Here is a 19,361-nt window from a genome sequence, read left to right on the forward strand (position 1 = left end):
GGTGTCCATGATTCATCCGACTGACCCTGACTTTCGTGTATGTCAGATCGATTTCAATACGCTGCTCGAGATCCAATTGGAGGCGGAGGGGCGAGGCTGGGCGACTCGGTGGACCTCGGTGGAGGCACTCCGTGGCCAGGTCAAGGAAGAGGCCATATTTCTTCAATCGCTGATGCGTGAGGAGCGAGAAGGAGTTACTCGAGCCTATCGATGCCTCTTGATCTTCTCGATCGTAGATGGCGAGGATGCTGGTGGAATTGCCACGATCGATATCGATCCGAGGAGATTTGCGTCGCTGGAGCGGCTCGATCGAGACCCGGATGTTCGGAAGGTGCTCGTTCGGATGTTCTCGCTTGCGCTAGGTGGGATTTCAATGGTTTCAAAGAAATAGCAGGGGGATTCGATAGGGTAATCGATTTACGCTGTCGGAATCCAAGTCCAGGTCACTGCTGTGACGAAATGGGCTGCGCAGAAACAGCATCCCCTCGCGTCGTGGAGAACGAACCCGAAGCGCATGATCCGATCAGCCGTGCTCCCGGACCCGGGCGGCGGCCCCGCCCTCCCAGTCGACGGCCACCTTCTCCGGGTCCTCCGCGGCGATCCGGACGGGCAGCCGGGTGCCGGGCACCGTACGGTGCAGGTGGGCCGGGGGCACGCGGTGGCCGAGCCGCACCTGGTACGGCGCGCCCCCGCCGTCGGGGACCACCTGCAGCACGAACCCCACGATCGGATCGCCGTTGTCGGCGGTCATGCCGTTCAGGTCGAAGGTGCCCATCACCGTGGCGGTGCCGGGCAGGCCCCGGGCGAGCAGGTCGGCCGCGGACAGGTGCTCGGCGACCACCGGCTCCTCCCGGCCGGGCGCGCGGTTCCAGTCGACGGCCAGCCGCCGCGGGTCCGCCGGGTCGATCCGCACGGACAGCACGGAGCCGGGCAGCACCGCGCCGACGAGCAGCCGGGGCAGGGTCTCGCGGTGCGCGACCCGGTAGGGGGCCGCGCCCCCGGGGCGGACCTCCAGCTCGAAGCCGACCATGGGCTGGTCGTTCACGGTCATGCCGGTGTCCCTCATGGAGAGCACGACGGCGGTGGCGGGCACCCCGCCGGCGAGCAGGTCGCCGTTGCCCCGGGCCATGTCCTGCAGGTCCCGGACCATGCCGAAGAGCCCGCCGGACTTCTCCGGGCCGAGCTGCTCCTCGAACACCGACATCCCCCGGCGGAAGGCCGTCGTGTGGAACGACCAGGCCGAGGTGAAGACCCCGGCGAAGGTCGTCATCATCCCGACGGCGAAGGCCGGAGTGGCCCAGGCGGGCATCGGCCACATGGTCATCCCGGTGACCCCCGCCGCGAGGAGGAGGCCCCCGCAGATCCCGACCCCCACACCCAGCTTTCCCATGCGCGCCATCGACGTTCCCTCGTCCTCTCCGATATGCCGCTCCGGACCACCGCTCTGCGGCGACCGCTCGGAGCGCCGCGTCCGTGCTGCCGCCGACAGGTAACCGCGATCTGCTTTCACACCGGTTGCAGGCGGATTGCGGTGGTCCGTCCACGGCCCGGCCCGAGCTGACGGGCTTCCACCGGGCGGCGGCAGCGTCCCGGAGGTCCGTCCGCGGTCCCGGCCGGAGACTGTGACGGTCCGTACACGACTGGGTATGGGCACCGCCATGGAACATGTGGTGGTGGGGGTCGACGGGTCGGCGAACAGTCTCCGCGCGGTGGAGTGGGCGGTGCGGGAGGCGGGGCGCCGCCGTCTTCCCGTCCGGGTGGTGCACGTCGTGCACGAGTGGCTGCACTCCCGGGCGGAGGGCGAGATCGAGGAGGTGCGGCAGTGGATGTGGCACAACGGCCGCGAGATCGTCGACCAGGCGGTGGCCCACGCGCGTGAGTCCGCTCCGGGGGTGGAGGTCGCCGACGCGGTGGCCTTCGGCGAGCCCGCGCACGCGCTGGCCGCCGAGGCCGGGCCGGGGGACCTGCTCGTGGTCGCCTCGCGCGGGGAGGGCCGGATCTCCAGCCTGCTGCTCGGGTCCGTCGCGCTGAAGGTCGTCTCCCAGGCCTCCTGCCCGGTGGCGGTGATCCGCGGCCCGGTGGAGCCGGAGCGGGAGTTCGGGGAGGTCGTCGTCGGCGTGGACGGGTCGCCAGCCGGAGCCGAGGCGCTCAGGTTCGCCGCGGAGGAGGCGTCGGTCCGCGGGGCGCGCCTGCGGGCGCTCCTGGCGTGGAACCTGCCCGTCGCGGCGTCCACCCTGCTCCCGCCGTCGCTCTTCGACCTCACCGAGATCGAGGACGTCTGGACGCGCATCCTGGAGGAGGCGGTGCGCCCGGTCGCCAAGGCGCATCCGGAGCTCGAGATCCTCCACGAGCAGGTGATGGGCCACCCGGTCCAGGCGCTCGTCGACGCCTCGGAGGCGGCGGACCTGCTCGTCATGGGATCCCACGGGAAGGGGGCGCTCGCGGGGCTCTTCCTGGGGTCGGTGAGCCACGGCGTGCTGCACCACGCCTGCTGCCCGGTGACGGTGATCGGCCCCCGAGCGCTCGCCGCCCACGGGGGCGACCCCGCCGGCCCCGCCGACCGCGAGGGGAGCGGTTGACCGCGAGGGGAGCGGCTGACCGGGGGCGGCCGGGGACATCATGACCGGTGGCCGGAGAAGGGCCGCCCCGGACGGTCTGGAGCGCCGCCGGCTGGGTAGCCATGGAGACCATGGCGACCTACGGCTTTCACTCATCACACGAGCAGATCCACCCGGCCGAGCTGCTGAAGGCGGTGACGCGGGCCGAGCAGGCGGGTTTCGCGGCGGCGATGTCGTCGGACCACTTCTCGCCGTGGAGCGAGCGGCAGGGGCAGTCCGGCTTCGCCTGGTCCTGGCTGGGGGCGGCGCTCCAGGCCACCGGCCTGCCGTTCGGCGTGGTCAACGCGCCGGGACAGCGCTACCACCCGGCGATCATCGCCCAGGCGATCGGCACCCTCGGCGCGATGTTCCCCGGCAGGTTCTGGGCCGCGCTGGGCACCGGGGAGGCGAGCAACGAGCACATCACCGGGGAGCGCTGGCCGCGCAAGGCGGTGCGCACGGCGCGGCTGCGCGAGTGCGTCGACGTCATCCGGGCACTGCTGGCGGGCGAGGAGGTGAGCCACGACGGGCTGGTCACCGTGGACCGGGCGCGCCTGTGGACCCGGCCGGAGACCCCGCCGAAACTGGTGGGGGCGGCGGTGAGCGTGGAGACCGCCCGGTGGTGCGCCGAGTGGGCCGACGGGCTGATCACCGTGAACGCGCCGCTGGAGACGCTGCGCGAGGTCGCGGACGCCTACCGGGAGGCGGGGGGCCGCGGAAAGCTGGCGCTCCAGGTCCACCTGAGCTGGGCGGAGAGCAGGGAGGAGGCCGAGGCGGTCGCCCACGAGCAGTGGCGCAGCAACGTCTTCCGCCCCCCGGTCTGCTGGGACCTCGACACGGCCGAGCTGTTCGACGTGGTGTCGGAGGAGGTCGCGCCCGGCCGGGTCGCCGAGGTGGTCAACGTCTCCGCCGACCTGGGGTGGCACGCGGCCCGCATCAACGAGTACGCCGAACTGGGCTTCGAGGAGATCTATCTGCACCACGTCGGCCAGGAGCAGTCGGCGTTCATCGACGCGTTCGGCGCGAAGGTCCTCCCGCAGCTCAGGTGACGTTTCGACATATTTTCGAAACGAGAATGTCGCGAGCGGTTCACATGCCGGGGGTGGATGTTCTACATTTGCTATGGGAGCGCTCCCATAGCTGAGGAGAAGCCAGTGTCCCCCCAGAACGGCTCGCTCATGGCGCCATCGGACCTCACCCACACCGTCGAAGGCCTCCTGGCCGCGGCCCCCGCGAGCGTGCGCGAGGCCCGTTCCCTGGTCCGCCGCGAGCTCCCGGGCTGGGGCGCCGAAGACCTGGTGGACGACTGCATGCTCATCGTGAGTGAGCTGGTCACCAACGCCGTCCGCCACGGGGGCGCGGCCTGCGCGCTGCGCCTCGGCGGCGACGGCGCCCACGTGTACGGCGAGCTCTTCGACCCGGGCGCGGGCGCGCCCCGGATGCGCGAGGCGGACACCGAGGCCACCGGCGGCAGGGGCCTGCAGATCGTCGACGCCCTCGCCGCCGAGTGGGGCGTGTCCTGGCCCGAGTCCGGCGGGAAGATCGTCTGGTTCGTGCTCGGTGGCGGATGCATGCCGTACGGAGCGCTCCACCGCGCGTCGGGCGCCTTCGCCTGATCCTTGCCGGTCGTTCCGGTCGTGTCGTCCGGTCGTCCGGGTCGGGCGTCCTCGCCTGATCCGCACCGGCGCGCGCCGGAGCCCTCCGCCCGGTCCGGCCCGGCCCGGATGTCCCTCCCAGGCTCTCCCAGGCTCTCCCAGCCTGTCCCGGCCGATGCCCTATCCCGGCCCGGGCTCTCCCGGCCCGGGCTCTCCCGGCCCGGGCTCTCCCGGCCCGGGCTCTCCCGGCCCGGGCTCTCCCGGCCCGGGCTCTCCCGGCCCGGGCTCTCCCGGCCCGGGCTCTCCCGGCTCAGAGCCTCCGGTGCGGGACGACAGCCGCCCTCCGGACGGTGCCGCCCTCCGGACGGTGCCGCCCTCTTCCCTCGGAGGGCGGGCGCGTTCCGGTCCCACCGGGCACGCCCGGGTCCGAGCCGTACGGTGTCCATGATCGGTGCGGCGGCATGACCTGCGATTACTGAGGCTGGCCGAAAATTTCTATCGTTAATGTCATTAAGTGTTAGTGACAGTGTCTTGACGGGCGATATCCCGTATCCATATCTTCGGCAAGTGGGAGCGTTCCCACGGGTGGTGGGAGCGCTCCCATCATACGTGCCGGTCACCATCGTGACCGTACGTCCGATGGAGTCCGCAGATTTCCGACGACCTCGGAGACCTGTCGTGGCTTCTGTCGGCGATGCCTGAGGCCGAAGGTCCGGGCATGTCGGCGCCCTGATGCGGCACCCGTCCGGGACGTTCCGGTGTCCTCCGGTACCGCTTCCGCGAAGCCGCGAGCCCTGGGCTTCCGTATGCCGGGGTCCGCGGAGCGCTGCGCATTCTCGTCCGTCGCGAACGGCCAATCGAATTTCCCTCTACAGGGAGAGTGTGATGACCTGCGCCTTCAATTCCTTAAATGACCGTTTCTGGATTCGTGTCCGTATTCACAGGCCGGCGAACCCGCGGTCACCATACGGAACCGGGCGGGTGCGGCGGGTGGACGGCCGGGCGGTGAGCCGGGAACCGCTCGCGGGCGAGGGCCCGGAACCGCTGACCGGAGCCGCCGAGGGCGCCCGCTGCGCGCCGCCGCACAGGTCCGCGGCATGACCCCCTGTCGCGGCACGACGAATCGGTGGAGACCAGATGACGGATGACGATCTCGCACGACCCCCGCTGCGGGGGAACGCCGGATCCGGGCCGCGGGCCGCGATCGTGGGCGCGGGGCTGTCCGGGTCCCTGCTCGCCCTGTTCCTGGCCCGGCGGGGCTTCCGGGTCGAGGTCTACGAGCACCGGGACGACCCGCGCCTGAGCAAGGACGAGGGCGACGGGCGCTCCATCAACCTGGGGCTGTCCGCACGCGGCATCCGGGCCCTGCGCCGGGCGGGGCTGATCGAGGAGCTGTGGCCGCACACCGTGCCGATGCGGGGACGCATGATCCACTCCCCTTCGGGTGAGCTGACGTTCCAGCCGTACGGCACGGCGGACCACGAGATCCTCTACTCGATCCGCCGCGGCGTGCTCAACGCGCTGCTCATCGAGCACGCCGAAGCCCTCGGCGGGGTGGCGTTCTTCTACGGGCTGCGCTGCGTCGACCTCGACGCGGACACCGGCACGCTGACGCTGTCCGACACGATCTCGGGGGAGACGCGGCGGGTCGAGGCCGACCTCGTGGTCGGTGCGGACGGGGCATTCTCCGCCGTGCGCCGGCTCATGCAGCGCGGCAGGTCCGCGGACCTGCACCAGGAGTTCCTCGAATGGGGGTACAAGGAGCTCACGATCCCGCCGGCGCCGGACGGCGGCCCGCGGACCCCGATCGAGGCGCTGCACCTCTGGCCGGCCCACCGCGCGCTGATCGTCGCGCACCCCAACACCGACAACTCGCTGACCTGCACGCTCTTCCTGCCGCACGAGGGCGGGTCGAGCTTCGCCTCACTCGGTTCGGGCGCCGAGGCCGAACGGTTCTTCCGCAGCAGGTTCCCGGACGCCCTGCGGCTCATCCCGGACCTGGCCGAGGAGTTCGAGGCCAACCCGGTCGGGCGCCTGGTCAGCGTGCGCACCTCGGCCTGGCACGCGGGGGAGCGGGTGGTGCTCGTCGGAGACGCCTGCCACGCCGTCTACCCCTTCTACGGGCAGGGCATGAACGCCTCCTTCGAGGACTGCCTCGTGCTCGACGAGTGCCTGGCCCGGCATCCCGCGGACCGGGGCGCCGCGCTGCGGGAGTACCAGGACCTGAGGCGACCGCACACCGACGTCCTGGCGGAGCTGTCGAAGGAGAACTTCCTGGAACTGCGCGATGGCCTGCGCTCCCCCGTGCGCCTGCTCCGGGCCCGCGCCGACCTGACGCTCAACCGGATCTTCCCCCGAGGATGGCAGCCGTTGTACACCATGATCTCGCACACCTCGATGCCCTACGGCGAGGCGCTGCACCGCGCCCGCCGTCAGAACGCGCTGCTCGGCGCGGCCGCGGCGGCGCTGTCCGCGGGAGCCGCCCTGGGGACGGCCGCGGCCCTCCGGCGGCTGCGGCGCCGTGCCGGAGCCCCCGCGAGGAGGACCGGATGATACGCCATCCCGACCGTGAGGACCTGGTCCTCTTCGAGATGGGGGACCTCGACCTGACACCGCCGCCGCCGGACGTCGCCGGGCACCTTCCCGTCCTGCGCACCGTGCGGGAGTGGATGGGCGACTACCTGTGCAGGCCGCTGCCCGAACTGGGCCGCAGGGGAGCCGTGTGCCCGTACACCTCGACGTCGATGGAGAAGGGCCGGACCTTCCTCGCGGTACGGCCGGGCCACCCGGCCGACGCGGAGGAGGCGGCGCACTCCGTCCGGCCGTACCGCGAGTGGTTCATGCGGCTGGCTCCGGCCGGGGAGACCCTCTCCACCTACACCACCCTGATGATCCTCTTCCCGGACGCGCGCCGGGAGGACCTCCCGGTCATCGACGCGGCCCAGGCGGCGCTGAAGGCGGAGTACGTCTCGGAGGGGCTCATGATCGGTGAGTTCCATCCGGGACCGCCCGACAAGCCGGGCCTGTGGAACCCCGACCTGCGTCCGCTGTCCAGCCCCGTGGCGATGCTGGTGATCAGGCGCATGGTGGCGACCGACTTCCCCTTCCTCCGGGACGACGACGACCACGTGCGCTCCTACCTGTCGTGGTTCGGGGACGAGGTGCCCTCGCATCTGAGGGAGTCGGTGCGCGCCGCCGCCGCGAGCCTGAGCTGACGGGACCACCGGGCCGCCCGGCACCCGGGCCGACGGGACCGCCGCCCGCCCGGGTGCCGGGGCCGTCGGGAGTCCGGGCCGATGAGACCACCGGGTGCCCGGACCGCCGGGCACCCGGACCGACGAACCGACCGAGGAGCGACGTGCCACTCGACCTGCCGCCCGACGAGGCCGCGACCCTGCGCCGAGGAGAGGGCCCGGCCGTCCAGATCGACCTGATCCAGACGATGATCTTCCACGCCGCGGTGGCCGCGCTGCGGCTCGGCGTGTTCAGCGCGCTCGAACGGGGACCGCGTGAGCTCGGCGCCCTCGCCGGCGAACTGGCCGTGGACGAGGCGAACCTCCGCGCGCTGCTGCGCCTGCTGGTCACCGGCGGCTACCTCGCCGAGGGTGAGGACGGCTACGAGCGGACTCCGGCCGGGGCGTGGCTGGCCGGGCCGGAGGACGGGTTCGGCGCCGTGCTGGACTTCTGGCACTCCCTGATCGGCGGGCTCTGGCAGGGCCTGGAGGAGACCGTGCGCACCGGAAAGCCGCAGCGGGACTTCTACGCCTGGCTCCAGGAACGCCCCGGCGTGCTCACCGGATTCCAGGGGATCCAGCTCCGCATCGCCGAGTGGCTGGAGGAGGAGGTGCTGGAGCTCGCCGGGCTGCCCGGCGACCCGGCCCGCCTGCTGGACCTCGGCGGAGGGCACGCCAGGTACAGCCTCGCCTACTGCCGCCGCCACCCCGGACTGTCCGCGACCGTCCTCGACCTGCCCGAGGCCCTGGAACCGGGACGCGCGGCGGTGGAGGCCGAGGGGCTGACGGACCGCTTCACCTTCCTGCCCGGGGACCTCCGTACGGCCGAAGCGCCCGAGGGGCAGGACGTCGTGCTGCTGTTCAACGTGCTGCACGGCTTCCCCGCCGACACCGCCCGGGCCCTGGTGGACCGGGCGGCGGGAGCACTGCGCCCCGGAGGGAGGCTGATCGTGATGGAGACCCTCCCCGACCCGGTCGGCAGCGTTCGCGAGGAGGCGTTCACCCGCGGCTTCGACCTCAACCTGATCCACACCCAGGGCGGAAGGCTCCACCCGGTGGAGACGATCGCCGAGTGGATGGCGGCGGCGGGCTGCGGCTCAGCCGAACGCCGCGACCTCACCCGGTCGGCCGCCTTCTGCCTACTCGTCGCCGACCGCGAGGGCTGAGGCGCCGCGTCCCCGCCGCGCTCCGGCCCCTCGCCCGCCGTCCTCCGAGACCTCCCCGTCCCCGGTCCCGCTTCCGTTCCCGCCGTCGCCGGTCCCGGTCCCGCTCCCGCCGGCGTCCCCGTCGCCCCCGACCGCACCGTCATCCGGGGCGGCGGCGGGGTCGGAGGCAGCGTCGGGGACGTCGTGCTCCAGCCGCCGGAGCGCGGGGACCAGCATCACGACGACCGCCAGCAGGACCAGCAGGATCCCGTCCGCCAGCACCACCGCGGCGAGGCCGCGCGCCTCACCGACCCCGACGACCGCGCCCAGCGAGCCCGTGAGCGGGCCGCCGGGCTCCAGGGCGGGACCCACGACGTTCTCGGCCAGCGGGGCCGCCAGCAGGTAGGCGGCGGGCATCGCGAGCTGGCCGAGGGTGTGCGAGGTGCCCATGACCCTGCCCAGCGAGGCCGGCTCGACCTTGCTCTGCAGGACCGTGACGACGGTGCCCTGGACCACGGGCAGGGTGAACAGGAACACGGCCGCGGCGACCCCCACGACCACCGCCGACGTCCAGGGCGCGTGCAGGGCCAGGGCCGCTCCGCCGAGCGCCATGAACACCGCGATCCCGGCCACCCGCCGCTTCGGCCCGCCCCACGCGCCCATGAGCAGCCCGCCCGCGAAGAGCCCGGACCCGCCCGCGAACATCAGCACGCCGAGGGTGGCCGCCGAGGAGAAGGACAGGATGAGCGGCTGGACCAGTACTCCGGCGACCCCGAAGAGGAAGTTGTACGCGGTCAGCATGAGGACGAACGCGAGCAGCGCGGGCCGGGCCCGCAGATACCGCAGGCCGAAGGTGAGGTCCGAGCCGAGGGACGGCCGCCCGGCCCGCTCCGCCGGGTGCAGGACCGGGGCCGGCAGGCTCACCACCAGCAGCGCGCCCATCGCGACGGCGAACGACACCAGGTCGACGACGAGCACGCCGACCATGCCCACGGCCCCGAGCAGTGAGGCGGCCAGGAGCGGGGCGGCGATCTGGATCGCGGTGGCAGCCTGCATGAGCCCGTTGGCCCGGCCCAGGTGCCGCTTGGGGATCAGCATCGGCGTCATCGCCTGGTAGGCGGTCAGGTGGAAGACCCCGCACGCCGCGCTCACCGTCGCGCCGACGTACACGTGCCACACCGCGAGCGCGTCCAGGTACAGCAGGACCGCGACCGCGGCGGTGGACACCGCCGCGAGGCTGTCGGTGACCACCATGACCGTCCGCCGGTTGAAGCGGTCGATCGCCACCCCGGCGAACGGCCCGGCGACCAGGCCGGGGAGCATGGAGCTCAGCATCACGAAGGCGAACAGGGTGGCCGACCCGGTCGTCTGGAACACCCACACGCCCAGGACGAAGGAGGTGATGCTGGAGCCCACGCCGGACACCAGCGAGGCCAGCCACACCCCGCCGAACCTGACCAGGTCCCCTCGCGCGGTCACGACCCGCTCCCCGCGCCCGGCAGCCGGCCCGCGGCGGCGAACGCGTCCAGGTAGCGGCCGAGCAGCCACGGTCCGTCGGGTGCGGGCGGCACCCCCGCCCCGCTCAGCCACTTCTCGGTCCGGGTGCAGTCGAACAGCGGCCGGTCGAAGCGCGGCTCGGTCTCGGCCAGCCCGGCGGCGAACGGCTCGAGCGCGATCGGCTCCCCGGCGGCCGACCGGGCCTGTACGGCGGCCCGCCACCGGGACCAGGGCACCAGGCGGGCGGGGCGCCCGCGCTCGGCCAGGGCCGCGGCGATCCGCGGGTAGCCGACCGTCGCCGGATTGAAGTAGTGCAGGTCGTGAGGGGGGGACTGGGCTGAGGCGATCGCCGCGGCCACCCCGCCGGCCACCTGGTCCACCGGGGACAGGTCCTCCTCGAAGCCCAGCTCGGGCACCATGCCGATCTGGGCGCAGGTGATCAGCAGCCGGCCGAAGTAGTCGTCGGGAGCCCCGATCCCGGTGCGGCTGTCCCCGCCGATCCGGGCGGGCCGGTGCACGGTCACCGGGATGCCGCGCCGCCGTGCCGGTTCGGCCAGCCGGTCGGCCACCCACTTGCTCTGGTTGTACCCGCCGCCGAGCCCGCCGGGGTCCTCCGGCGGATCGAGCTCGCTCACCGGCCGCCCCCGGTAGGCGTCGCCGAGGTACACCCCCAGGGTCGAGAGCAGGTGCACCGGGACTCCGCCGCCCAGCGCCGCGAGCCGCAGCACCTCCACCGTGCCCGCCACGTTCGGCGGGTGCAGCAGGGCGTACGGCTGGGCGAAGTTGACCAGCCCGCCGCTGTGGCAGACGGCGTCCACCCGCAGGGCCAGCTCGCCGAACGCCTCGGCGCCCAGCCCCAGGCGCGGCGCGGCCAGGTCACCGGGCAGCCCCACCAGCCGGGGGTCGCCGGAGACCCGCTCCAGCCCGTACCGGACCAGGTTCTCCCGCACCCGCCGCAGGGCGTGCTCCGGGGAGCCGGCGCGCACCAGGCAGATCAACCGGCCCGTCGTGCGCTCCAGCAGCTCGGCGACGAGATGCGCGCCGAGGAAGCCGGTGGCGCCGGTCAGCAGGAACGTCCCGGGGTCGCGCCGGGCGGAGGTCCGGGCGGAGGTCCGGGCGACCACCGCCACCTCGTCCGGCAGCCTCACCTCGGCCCGCAGGTCCGGTGCGTCGTCGTCCGCGTCGCCGTCGCGGGAGCCGCCGGCGCGCGCGGTGACCAGCGCGGCGAACTCGGCCAGGTCGGCGGCCTCGAACAGGTCGCGGGCGGAGGGGCGCACGCCGAGTTCGGCGTGCACCCGGGTCACCACCTCGGCGATCCGCAGGGAGTGCCCGCCGAGGGCGAAGAAGCCGTCGTGGCGGCCCACCCGTTCCACGCCGAGCACGTCGGCCCAGACCCGGGCGAGCGCCTCCTCCACGGGACCCCGCGGCGGGGTGTGCTCCTCCGGTCCGGAGCCGCCGGGCTCGGGCACGGGCAGCGCCGCGTAGTCGGTCTTGCCGTGCGCGGTGCGGGGGAGGGCGTCCAGCCGGACGAAGAGCGCGGGCACGAGGTAGTCCGGCAGCCGCTCCCGCAGGTGGCGCCGGAGGTCACCGGGTTCGCCGCCGGTCACGTAGGCGATCAGCCGGTGGTGGCCGGCCGGGTCGGGCAGGGCCGCGACCGCCGCCTCGCCCACCGCCGGATGCGCCGTCAGCGCCGTCTCCACCTCGGCGGGCTCGACGAGGTGACCGTGGATCTTCACCTGCCGGTCGGCCCGGCCGAGGAACTCCAGGGACCCGTCGGCCAGCCACCGGGCCAGGTCGCCGGTGCGGTACATGCGCGAGCCCGGCGCGGCGGCGAACGGATCGGGCACGAACCGGTCGGCGGTCATCGCCGGGTCGCCGAGGTATCCGCGGGCCAGGCAGTCGCCGCCCAGGTACAGCTCGCCGGGCGTGCCCACCGGGGCCCTCCCGCCGTGCCGGTCGCAGACGTACGCGCGGACGTGCGGGAGCGGCCGCCCGATCGGCAGGTGCGCGGCGCCCGCGGTCACCACGCCGTTCCCCGCACCGGCCACCGTGCCGTTCACCACGCCGTTCCCCGCACCGGCCACCGTGCCGTTCACAAGGCCGTTCCCCGTGCCGTTCACAACGCCGTTCACAACGCCGTTCCCCGTGCCGTTCACAACGCCGTTCCCCGCGCCGGCCGGCGCGCGGTTCACTGCCCCGCCCGCCGTGCCGTCCACCGTGTCGTAGACGGTGGCGCAGACGGTGGCCTCGGTCGGGCCGTAGTGGTTGACGAGCCGCACCCGGCCGCCGGTGGCCCGCGCCCAGGCGCGCACCGCGTCCATGGGTACGCGCTCCCCGCCGATCATCATGAGGTCCACCGGCCAGTCGCCGGGCACGCCCGTCCCGTCCAGCTCCCCGGCCCAGCGCCGCCACAGGGCGGCCGCGGTGTCCACGGCCGTCACCCCCCGCTCGGCGCAGAACCGCACGAGCTCCGCCCCGTCGAGCAGCGCGGGCTCGGGATGGAACACCAGGGCCGCACCCGAGACCAGGGCGGGGAACACGTCCCCCACCGACGCGTCGAAGGTCAGCGGCGGGAGAACGAGCAGCCGCTGCCCCGGGCCGAACCCGTGGACGCGGACGAAGGACTCCGTCAGCCGGGAGAGCGTCCCGTGCGTGACCATGACCCCCTTGGGGCGGCCGGTGGAGCCCGAGGTGTAGATCACGTACGCCAGGTCGTCCGGGCCGGGACGGCCGGAGGGGGTCCCCCGCCCCGTGCCGCCGGGTGCCGGGGCGGAGACCTCGATGCCGCCGCCGCCCGCCGAGAGGGTCACCCGGGCTCCGGACTGCCGCAGGACGTCCCGCAGGCGGGCCGGCGGGTGGGAGGGGTCGAGCGGCAGGTACGCGCCACCCGCCTTGAGCACGCCCAGGATCGCCACCACGGCCTCCGGGCCGGGGGGCAGGACCACGCCGGCGAGCGTCCCCGGGCCCACGCCCGCACCGGCCAGCTCACCGGCGAGGTCGTCGGCGCGCCGGTCCAGCTCCCGGTAGGAGAGGGTGCGCCCGTCCCCCGCGACGACGGCCGGCGCCTCGGGCGTCTGCGCGGCCCGGAGCGCGACCAGCTCGTGCACCCGCGGCTCCGCGGCGCGCGCGGCCGCATCCCGTACGGCCGCATCCCGTACGGCCGCATCCCGTACGGTCCCGTCCCACCCGGCCTCGTCCCGCCCGGTGCCCGCCGGCAGGGCCGCGGCGCCGCCGGGCCCGTCACGGGTGAGGTCGACGTCCCACACCCGGGTCTCCGGCCGCGCCGCCAGCTCGGTGAGCATCCGCACCACGTGGTCCCTCATGCGCTCGGTGGTCCCGGCGTCGAAGAGGGCGGTGGAGTAGTCGATGCTGATGTCCATGTCGGCGCCCAGGACGGCGTACATGGTGAGGTCGAACCGGGCGCTCGGAGACGGCGTCTCCCACTCGCGCATGGACCAGCCGGGCACGCCGTGGTCGGACCGGTCGGCGCCCTGGACGACCAGCATGACCTGGAAGACGGGGTTGTGGGCGAGGTCGCGGGGGGCGTTCACCAGCTCGACCACCTGGTCGAACGGGAACCTCTGGTGCTTGAAGGCGCCGAGGAACCCGGCGCGCGTGCGCCGGAGCAGCTCGGTGAGCGTGGGATTGCCGCGCACGTCGGCGCGCATCGCCAGGGTGTTGACGTACATGCCCACCGACCGGGCCAGCGAGGGCAGGTCGCGGTTGGCCACCGGTGTCCCGATGACCAGGTCCTCCACGTTGCACACCCGGGCCAGCGCCGCCGCGAAAGCGGTCTGCAGCACGATGTACGGCGTGCACCTCTCGCGCCGCAGCAGCGCCCGCAGCCCCTGGGCCACCTCGTCGGGCAGCCGCGCGGAGCAGCGGCCGGAGTCCGTCCCCTGCGCGGCGGTGCGCGGCCGGTCGGTGGGCAGCGGCAGCAGCGGCGGGACGCCGTCGAGCCGGTCGCGCCAGTAGTCGCGGTCGGCGCGGAGGGAGTCGGGGTCCTGGCCGGCCAGCCACACCGCGTAGTCGGGGAACTGCGCGACACCGCCGGGGGAGGCCGTCTCCGGCTCACCGGTCACGGCGGCACGGTAACCGGCGAACAGCTCGTCGGAGACGACCGCCAGGGAAGGCCCGTCGGCGACGATGTGGTGCACGCTCATCAGGAGCACGTGCTCGTCCTCGGCCAGGCGGAGCAGCGTGACCCGCAGCAGCGGCGGGCGGCCGAGGTCGAACGGCGCGGTCAGGATCTCCCGGGTGCGCCACCGCGCGAGCGACTCCTTCTCCTCGATCCCGGAGTCCGGCGCGGGGAGCGCGCCGAGGTCCTCGACGTGCAGCAGCCCGGCGAGCTCGTCCTCGGACAGGTCGTGGACGACCTGCTTCGGTCCGCGCTCCGTCTCCACGACGGCGGTGCGCAACGCCTCGTGCCGCCGGACCAGCGCACTCAGGGACCCGCGCAGCGCCGCCAGGTTGATCGGCCCGGTGATCCGGACCCCCAGCCACAGCAGGTAGGCGGCGCCGTCGAACCCGACGCGGTCCAGGAACCACAGGCGCTGCTGTGCCGGGGTGAGCGGTACGTCGTCGGAGGGACCGCGGGGCGGGATCTCCGAACCCGGCCGGGACCCGGGCGCCGACCGCCGCGTGTCCTTCCCGGGGAGTCCAGCCTTCGGAGCCATGTCACTCGGCATATGTCTCGACTCCTCCGACGGACCGGCTCGGGGGCATGCGGCGTCTACGGGATGTTCGATCTTTGGGAGCGCTCCCAAAGCTAGCGACGGTCTCCGCCGGGCGTCAAGGAGATCGCAGCCGGGGTCCTCTCCCCCCTGTGCTGCCGGGGGAACGGGGCGAGCCGACCGGTTCCGCGGACCGGCCGCAAGGACCTGCGGGGGCGGAGACGGGGGCGCCGGTCCCGGGGCAGGGTTCCGGATTTCTCCTTCACTCGGACCGGTGGGAGCCGATGAGTCAGGTCACAGCCGTCTGCTGTGACCTGACTCATAAAGGGAACACCGTGGAATCCATGAACACGCATGCGGCCGCGGGCGGCCGCCGCCGGCTCTGGGGCGATCTGCCGGTCGGCGTGAAGATCGGCGTCACCGTGCTGGTCACGCTCCTCGTGTCCTCCGCCGCCACGCTCGTCACGCTGGCCCAGACCAGCGCGGTGCGCTCGGCGGGCCAGTCCATCTACACCGGCAACGTCCAGCCGATGGTGGTGGCCTCCGACCTGCGCGACGTGCTCCGCGTGCTGCGCCTGGACCAGAACCAGGTCCCCCTGCTGGAAACGGGCTCCGAGGACCTGCGGAAGATGCTCGACAAGATCGACGGCGACATCGAGAGCATCAACGGGCTGCTGGAGGAGTACGGCCCGATCGCCGCCGCACCGGAGACGGTCGCGGAGTTCCGCCAGAGCTTCGACGCCTACACCGCGATCGCCGAGCAGCAGATGCTGCCCGCCGCGATCGAGGGCGACGTCGCGGCCTACATGTCGATCAAGGACACCGGGGCGGCGAACGCGCCCTGGGAGGAGTGCAAGACCCTGCTCAAGGAGATGGTCGAGGCCGAGAAGACCGAGGCGGCGGCCACCGCCGCCGACCTGGACGGCAAGTACGACACGGCCGTGACCCTCTCCCTGGTCTTCCTCGGGGCGGCCGTGCTGCTCGGCGTGGCGCTGGCCGTACGGGTGTCGCGGGGCATCAGCCGCCCGCTGCGCCGGGTCGCGGACGCCCTCGGCGCGGTCGCCGACGGCGACCTGACCATCCAGGTGCCGCAGACCGGTACCCGCGACGAGGTCGGCGTGATGTCCGAGGCGCTGAGCCGCTCGCTGGGCGCCATGCGCGCCAGCGTCCAGGACGTGCAGGACCAGGCGGGACGGCTGACCGCGGCCTCCGCGGAGCTGACCGGCCTGGCGGCGCGGATCGAGTCGGGCGCCACCGTCACCGCGGCGCAGTCGCAGAGCGCGGCCTCGGCGGCCGGGCAGGTCTCGGCCAGCGTCACCACCGTGGCCGGGGCCAGCGAGGAGATGAACGCGGCGATCGCCGACATCTCGCGCAGCGCCGCCAGCGCGGTCCAGATCGCGCAGCAGGCGCAGAACGTCGCCTTCCAGACCAACGCCTCCGTCGCCGCCCTGGGTACGGCGAGCAGCGAGGTGGGCGACGTCGTCAAGGTGATCAACAGCATCGCCGAGCAGACCAACCTGCTGGCGCTGAACGCGACCATCGAGGCGGCGCGGGCGGGGGAGTCCGGCAAGGGCTTCGCGGTCGTGGCGACCGAGGTCAAGGAGCTGGCCCAGGAGACCGCCAAGGCGACCGAGGAGATCAGCCGCAAGATCCAGGCGATCCAGGGCAGCAGCGCCGAGGCGGCGCAGGCGCTGTCGGAGATCACCGGGATCGTCGAGCGGATCAACGAGCACCAGACCACGGTGGCCTCGGCGGTGGAGGAGCAGACGGCGACCACGCAGGAGATCAGCCGCAGCGTCGGCCAGGCGGCCACCGGCATGGACCAGATCGCGCGCAGCGTCGCCGACGTCTCGCAGGCGGCGGAGGAGTCCAACGCCGGCGCGGCGCAGGCGACCGGGGCCGCCCGGCAGCTGGCGGACCTGGCCGTCGGCCTGAACCGGTCCGTCGCGCACTTCCGGGTCTGACCCCCGGCACCGCGGTGATCGACTCCAGGAGACGTTCCCGTTAGGGTTGGGCGCTTTGTTCGGTTGACCCTTCTTGTCTCCAGGGGATACACGTGCGCCTTCCTCGTCTCGGCCGCCGGTACCGCTTCGGGTGGCCGGCGGCACTGCTCGCGGGCGGCTACACGGCCGCGGTCGTCGTGGCCGGTGCCGCCGCGGCGGCGGGAGACGACGGATTCCTCTGGCGGCTGCTGGTCCCCTCCGGCGGGTGGACGGGATCGGAGATGGCGGGCTGGTCGGTGCTCCCGCTGGTCCTGGCCGGGGCGGTGCAGGGCTGGGCGCTCTGGCAGATCCTCCGCGGACCGGCGGCCGGCGACCGCGTCCGGCGGGCGGGGGCCGTCCGCCTGCTGCGCTGGACGTTCTACGCGGACGCGGCCCTCTACCTGCTCGTCTACCGGTTCCTCGGATTCGAGGCGCCCTGGTGGGTGGACCTCTCGTGGAGCCTGGTGCAGTTGGCCTTCGTGCTGCTGTTCCACCGGGTGACGGCCGGGTCGCCCGGGGTGCTGCGGTTCGCCGTGCTCGCGCTGGGATCGCTCACCGCGGCGGCCTCGCTCGGCGCGCAGGCGTGTGAGGCCCTCGGCCTGTCCGCCGCGGGAGGGGTCTTCACGTCCGTGCTGCTGGACGGGATGCCCTGGACGCTGTGGACGGTCCTGGTCCTGGTGTCGCAGCGCCGGGACGGCCGGTGGAGCAGGACCACCGTGCGGATCGGCGCCGCGGACCTGGCGATGACGTTCCTCGTCCTGCCGCTGGCCGCCGGCGCCGAACGCTCGCTCAGGGGCTTCTCCTCCGGAGACCTCGGCTTCATGGTGTCCGCCGCTCTCACGCTCGTCTCCCACGTCCTCACCCCGGTCTGGCTGGCCCGCTCCGCGCACGACCTCGCCGGGCCGCCCGTGCGGGCCGTGCGGGCCGTGCGGGGGGAGGAGATCGCGCCGGGTGCGGAGACCGGATCGGAGACGCGAGCCGTATCGAGTGGGGACGGCGGGCGGGGCACGGGAGCCGGGCCCCGCCGGGAGCGGCCGGTCGAGGTACGGGCCCCGCTCGGACGGTGGCCGCTCGCGGCTGCGGCGGTCGTGCTGCCGGCGCTGCCCGTGCTCGCCGGTCTCGCCCGCGGGGTCCCCTTCTGGCTCGGACCGGAGGGACCGGTCAGCGGGTTCCTCGGCAGTCCCGCCCTCCACCCGCTCTCGCTGCTCTGGTTCTACGCCGACCTCCTCGTCGGGGCCGGCGGCCTGGCCTTCCTGGCCCTGGTCGCGGTGGTGCGCCGGACCCGCCGCCTGATGCGGACGGCGGCGGGCGTGCTGCTCCTGGCCGCGGTGATCGGAGCGGTCACCGTGTTCGTCCCCCCTGCCGGTCCGGAGGCCACCGGCTCGGGCGTGCTGGTGATCAGCAACGTCTCCTTCGGTTCCGGAGGCCCGGAGGCGTACCCGGACTGGGTGTTCGCGCCGGGGGCGCAGCAGTGGGATCGCGGGGCCTTCCTCGGCATCTCACCGCTCTGGCACAGCGCCGCCTGCACCGTTTCGGCGCTGATCCTGCTCCTGCGGTACGGCCGGGGCCCGGCCCGGCGCTCGCCGTACCGGACGGCGGCGGTGTGCGCGGTCACGGTGGCGGCGCTGTGCCTGCTCCCCGCGGCGGACCTCGCCCGCGGCCCGTTCACCACCGAGGGCGACTGCGGACGGCTTCAGCCGACCGACGGGTACGGGTGGCGTGCCGAGGCTCCTCCGCTGAGCGACGAGCTGACCTTCGTGTGCGCGGTGCGCGCCGCCGGGGAGACGCTGCCGTCCTGGCAGGACCTGTCCGACCCGGAGCTGCTGGCGTACGGCCGCCGGCTCTGCGGCGTATACACGCGGAACGACCCCGGGGAGATCGCCCGCGTCCGTGCGGTGAACGGCGTCGACGTGCGCGAGTTCACGTACGTCATCGACGAGGTCTGCCCGGCCGCCGACGCGGTGGTCAGGGCGGAGAGGGCGGAGGAGGAACGCGAGATGCGGGAGTGGGAGGCGGAGCAGCAGCGCATGTGCGACGAGGCGCCCCGCCACCGCCCCCTGATCCGGCCGGCGTCGGCGACGGTGGTCGGAAAGCCGGTGCGGACGGACTACGGGGTGCTGGAGGCGTACGAGGAGACCTCCGACGGCGACCCGAGCGGGGACGGCCTGCTCGACCGCGCGCAGGAGAACGGGCTGGTGGCCGGGCTCCCCGGCCATCTGATGGTCCGGATCCACTCCGACGCGCCGACCTGCCTCACGCTCGAGACCTACCCGCGCCGCCCGCCCGTGGAGACCAGGGGCTGGCAGCACGTCGTCGAGGTGGGCTACCGCAGCCCGGGCGGGATGATCGAGCTCGGCGACCCGATGAGCGGTCCGGAGTATCCGAACCTCGCCCTGCGCGGCAGGGCAGGTGACTACCGGATCCGGGTGCACTACGCCTGGCTCCCGTGGAAGGGCGAGGAGCACGCCGGCCCGCAGCGGCTGCTGATCATGGCCTATCCCGGGCGCGGGGACGGCGTGGTCGTGCACCGGAGGCGCACCGGGCCCTGACCGCGGTTCCCGCACGGACCGGTGGGGCGTCTCCCCGGCCCCGGTTGCGAGGGGGACCACCGACCTGACGAGAGGTGATGAGCGCTCCTG

At 73.7% G+C, this 19,361-nt stretch carries 12 protein-coding genes; 9 read left to right on the forward strand and 3 right to left on the reverse strand.

Annotated features, from left to right (window positions below):
- Window position 1: 1 nt before the first annotated feature.
- Window positions 2-391: a hypothetical protein gene (locus tag IEZ06_RS24320; RefSeq protein ID WP_189238990.1), complete on the forward strand. Its 390-nt coding sequence runs from the start codon at window positions 2-4 to the stop codon at window positions 389-391.
- Window positions 392-523: 132 nt separating this feature from the next.
- On the opposite strand, the gene IEZ06_RS24325 is transcribed toward IEZ06_RS24320, so the two are convergent.
- Entirely contained in the window at window positions 524-1,399 is an 876-nt protein-coding gene (locus IEZ06_RS24325) for a hypothetical protein (protein WP_189238991.1), read from the reverse strand.
- 247 nt (window positions 1,400-1,646) lie between these two features.
- Between IEZ06_RS24325 and IEZ06_RS24330 the strand changes: the two genes are divergently transcribed.
- From IEZ06_RS24330 to IEZ06_RS24355, 6 genes are all read left to right on the forward strand, one after another.
- Window positions 1,647-2,579, forward strand: coding sequence for a universal stress protein (locus tag IEZ06_RS24330; protein WP_189238992.1), 933 nt, complete (start codon window positions 1,647-1,649; stop codon window positions 2,577-2,579).
- A gap of 110 nt (window positions 2,580-2,689) precedes the next feature.
- A complete protein-coding gene (locus IEZ06_RS24335; RefSeq protein WP_189238993.1) occupies window positions 2,690-3,646 on the forward strand; it encodes a TIGR03885 family FMN-dependent LLM class oxidoreductase in 957 nt (318 codons plus the stop codon).
- Window positions 3,647-3,751: 105 nt separating this feature from the next.
- The gene (locus IEZ06_RS24340) at window positions 3,752-4,213 is read left to right on the forward strand and encodes an ATP-binding protein (protein WP_189238994.1); all 462 of its coding nucleotides are present in this window, start codon (window positions 3,752-3,754) and stop codon (window positions 4,211-4,213) included.
- A gap of 1,116 nt (window positions 4,214-5,329) precedes the next feature.
- On the forward strand, window positions 5,330-6,745 hold the full coding sequence (locus IEZ06_RS24345) for an FAD-dependent oxidoreductase (protein ID WP_189238995.1): 1,416 nt from the start codon (window positions 5,330-5,332) through the stop codon (window positions 6,743-6,745).
- Window positions 6,742-7,407, forward strand: coding sequence for a DUF6875 domain-containing protein (locus IEZ06_RS24350; RefSeq protein WP_189238996.1), 666 nt, complete (start codon window positions 6,742-6,744; stop codon window positions 7,405-7,407). Before IEZ06_RS24345 ends, IEZ06_RS24350 begins: the two co-directional genes overlap by 4 nt.
- A 143-nt stretch (window positions 7,408-7,550) precedes the next feature.
- Window positions 7,551-8,591 (forward strand): SAM-dependent methyltransferase, encoded by a 1,041-nt coding sequence (locus IEZ06_RS24355; protein ID WP_189238997.1) that lies wholly within the window; start codon window positions 7,551-7,553, stop codon window positions 8,589-8,591.
- Here the strand turns inward: IEZ06_RS24355 and IEZ06_RS24360 are convergent.
- Both IEZ06_RS24360 and IEZ06_RS24365 read right to left on the reverse strand, forming a co-directional pair.
- Window positions 8,565-10,049, reverse strand: a complete 1,485-nt coding sequence (locus IEZ06_RS24360; protein ID WP_189238998.1) for an MFS transporter — start codon at window positions 10,047-10,049, stop codon at window positions 8,565-8,567. The genes IEZ06_RS24355 and IEZ06_RS24360 overlap by 27 nt on opposite strands.
- Window positions 10,046-14,743 (reverse strand): non-ribosomal peptide synthetase, encoded by a 4,698-nt coding sequence (locus IEZ06_RS24365; protein WP_189238999.1) that lies wholly within the window; start codon window positions 14,741-14,743, stop codon window positions 10,046-10,048. The genes IEZ06_RS24360 and IEZ06_RS24365 overlap by 4 nt, the downstream gene beginning before the upstream one ends.
- 341 nt (window positions 14,744-15,084) lie before the next feature.
- Between IEZ06_RS24365 and IEZ06_RS24370 the strand changes: the two genes are divergently transcribed.
- Entirely contained in the window at window positions 15,085-16,704 is a 1,620-nt protein-coding gene (locus IEZ06_RS24370; RefSeq protein ID WP_189239000.1) for a methyl-accepting chemotaxis protein, read from the forward strand.
- 92 nt (window positions 16,705-16,796) lie between these two features.
- Window positions 16,797-19,271 carry a hypothetical protein gene (locus IEZ06_RS37285; RefSeq protein WP_189239001.1) on the forward strand — a complete coding sequence of 825 codons (2,475 nt, stop codon included), beginning with the start codon at window positions 16,797-16,799 and terminating at the stop codon, window positions 19,269-19,271.
- Window positions 19,272-19,361: the final 90 nt, after the last annotated feature.

Source organism: Planomonospora antibiotica (genome assembly GCF_014647955.1).
GTDB classification, from domain to species: domain Bacteria; phylum Actinomycetota; class Actinomycetes; order Streptosporangiales; family Streptosporangiaceae; genus Planomonospora; species Planomonospora parontospora.

What these genes read in the sequence shown, in the direction of transcription:
- IEZ06_RS24365 (WP_189238999.1), bottom strand. Translation starts at nt 14,743, where the DNA reads ATGGCTCCGAAGGCTGGACTCCCCGGGAAGGACACGCGGCGGTCGGCG.
- IEZ06_RS24335 (WP_189238993.1), top strand. Translation starts at nt 2,690, where the DNA reads ATGGCGACCTACGGCTTTCACTCATCACACGAGCAGATCCACCCGGCC.
- IEZ06_RS24330 (WP_189238992.1), top strand. Translation starts at nt 1,647, where the DNA reads ATGGGCACCGCCATGGAACATGTGGTGGTGGGGGTCGACGGGTCGGCG.
- IEZ06_RS24325 (WP_189238991.1), bottom strand. Translation starts at nt 1,399, where the DNA reads ATGGCGCGCATGGGAAAGCTGGGTGTGGGGGTCGGGATCTGCGGGGGC.
- IEZ06_RS24350 (WP_189238996.1), top strand. Translation starts at nt 6,742, where the DNA reads ATGATACGCCATCCCGACCGTGAGGACCTGGTCCTCTTCGAGATGGGG.
- IEZ06_RS24345 (WP_189238995.1), top strand. Translation starts at nt 5,330, where the DNA reads ATGACGGATGACGATCTCGCACGACCCCCGCTGCGGGGGAACGCCGGA.
- IEZ06_RS24370 (WP_189239000.1), top strand. Translation starts at nt 15,085, where the DNA reads ATGAACACGCATGCGGCCGCGGGCGGCCGCCGCCGGCTCTGGGGCGAT.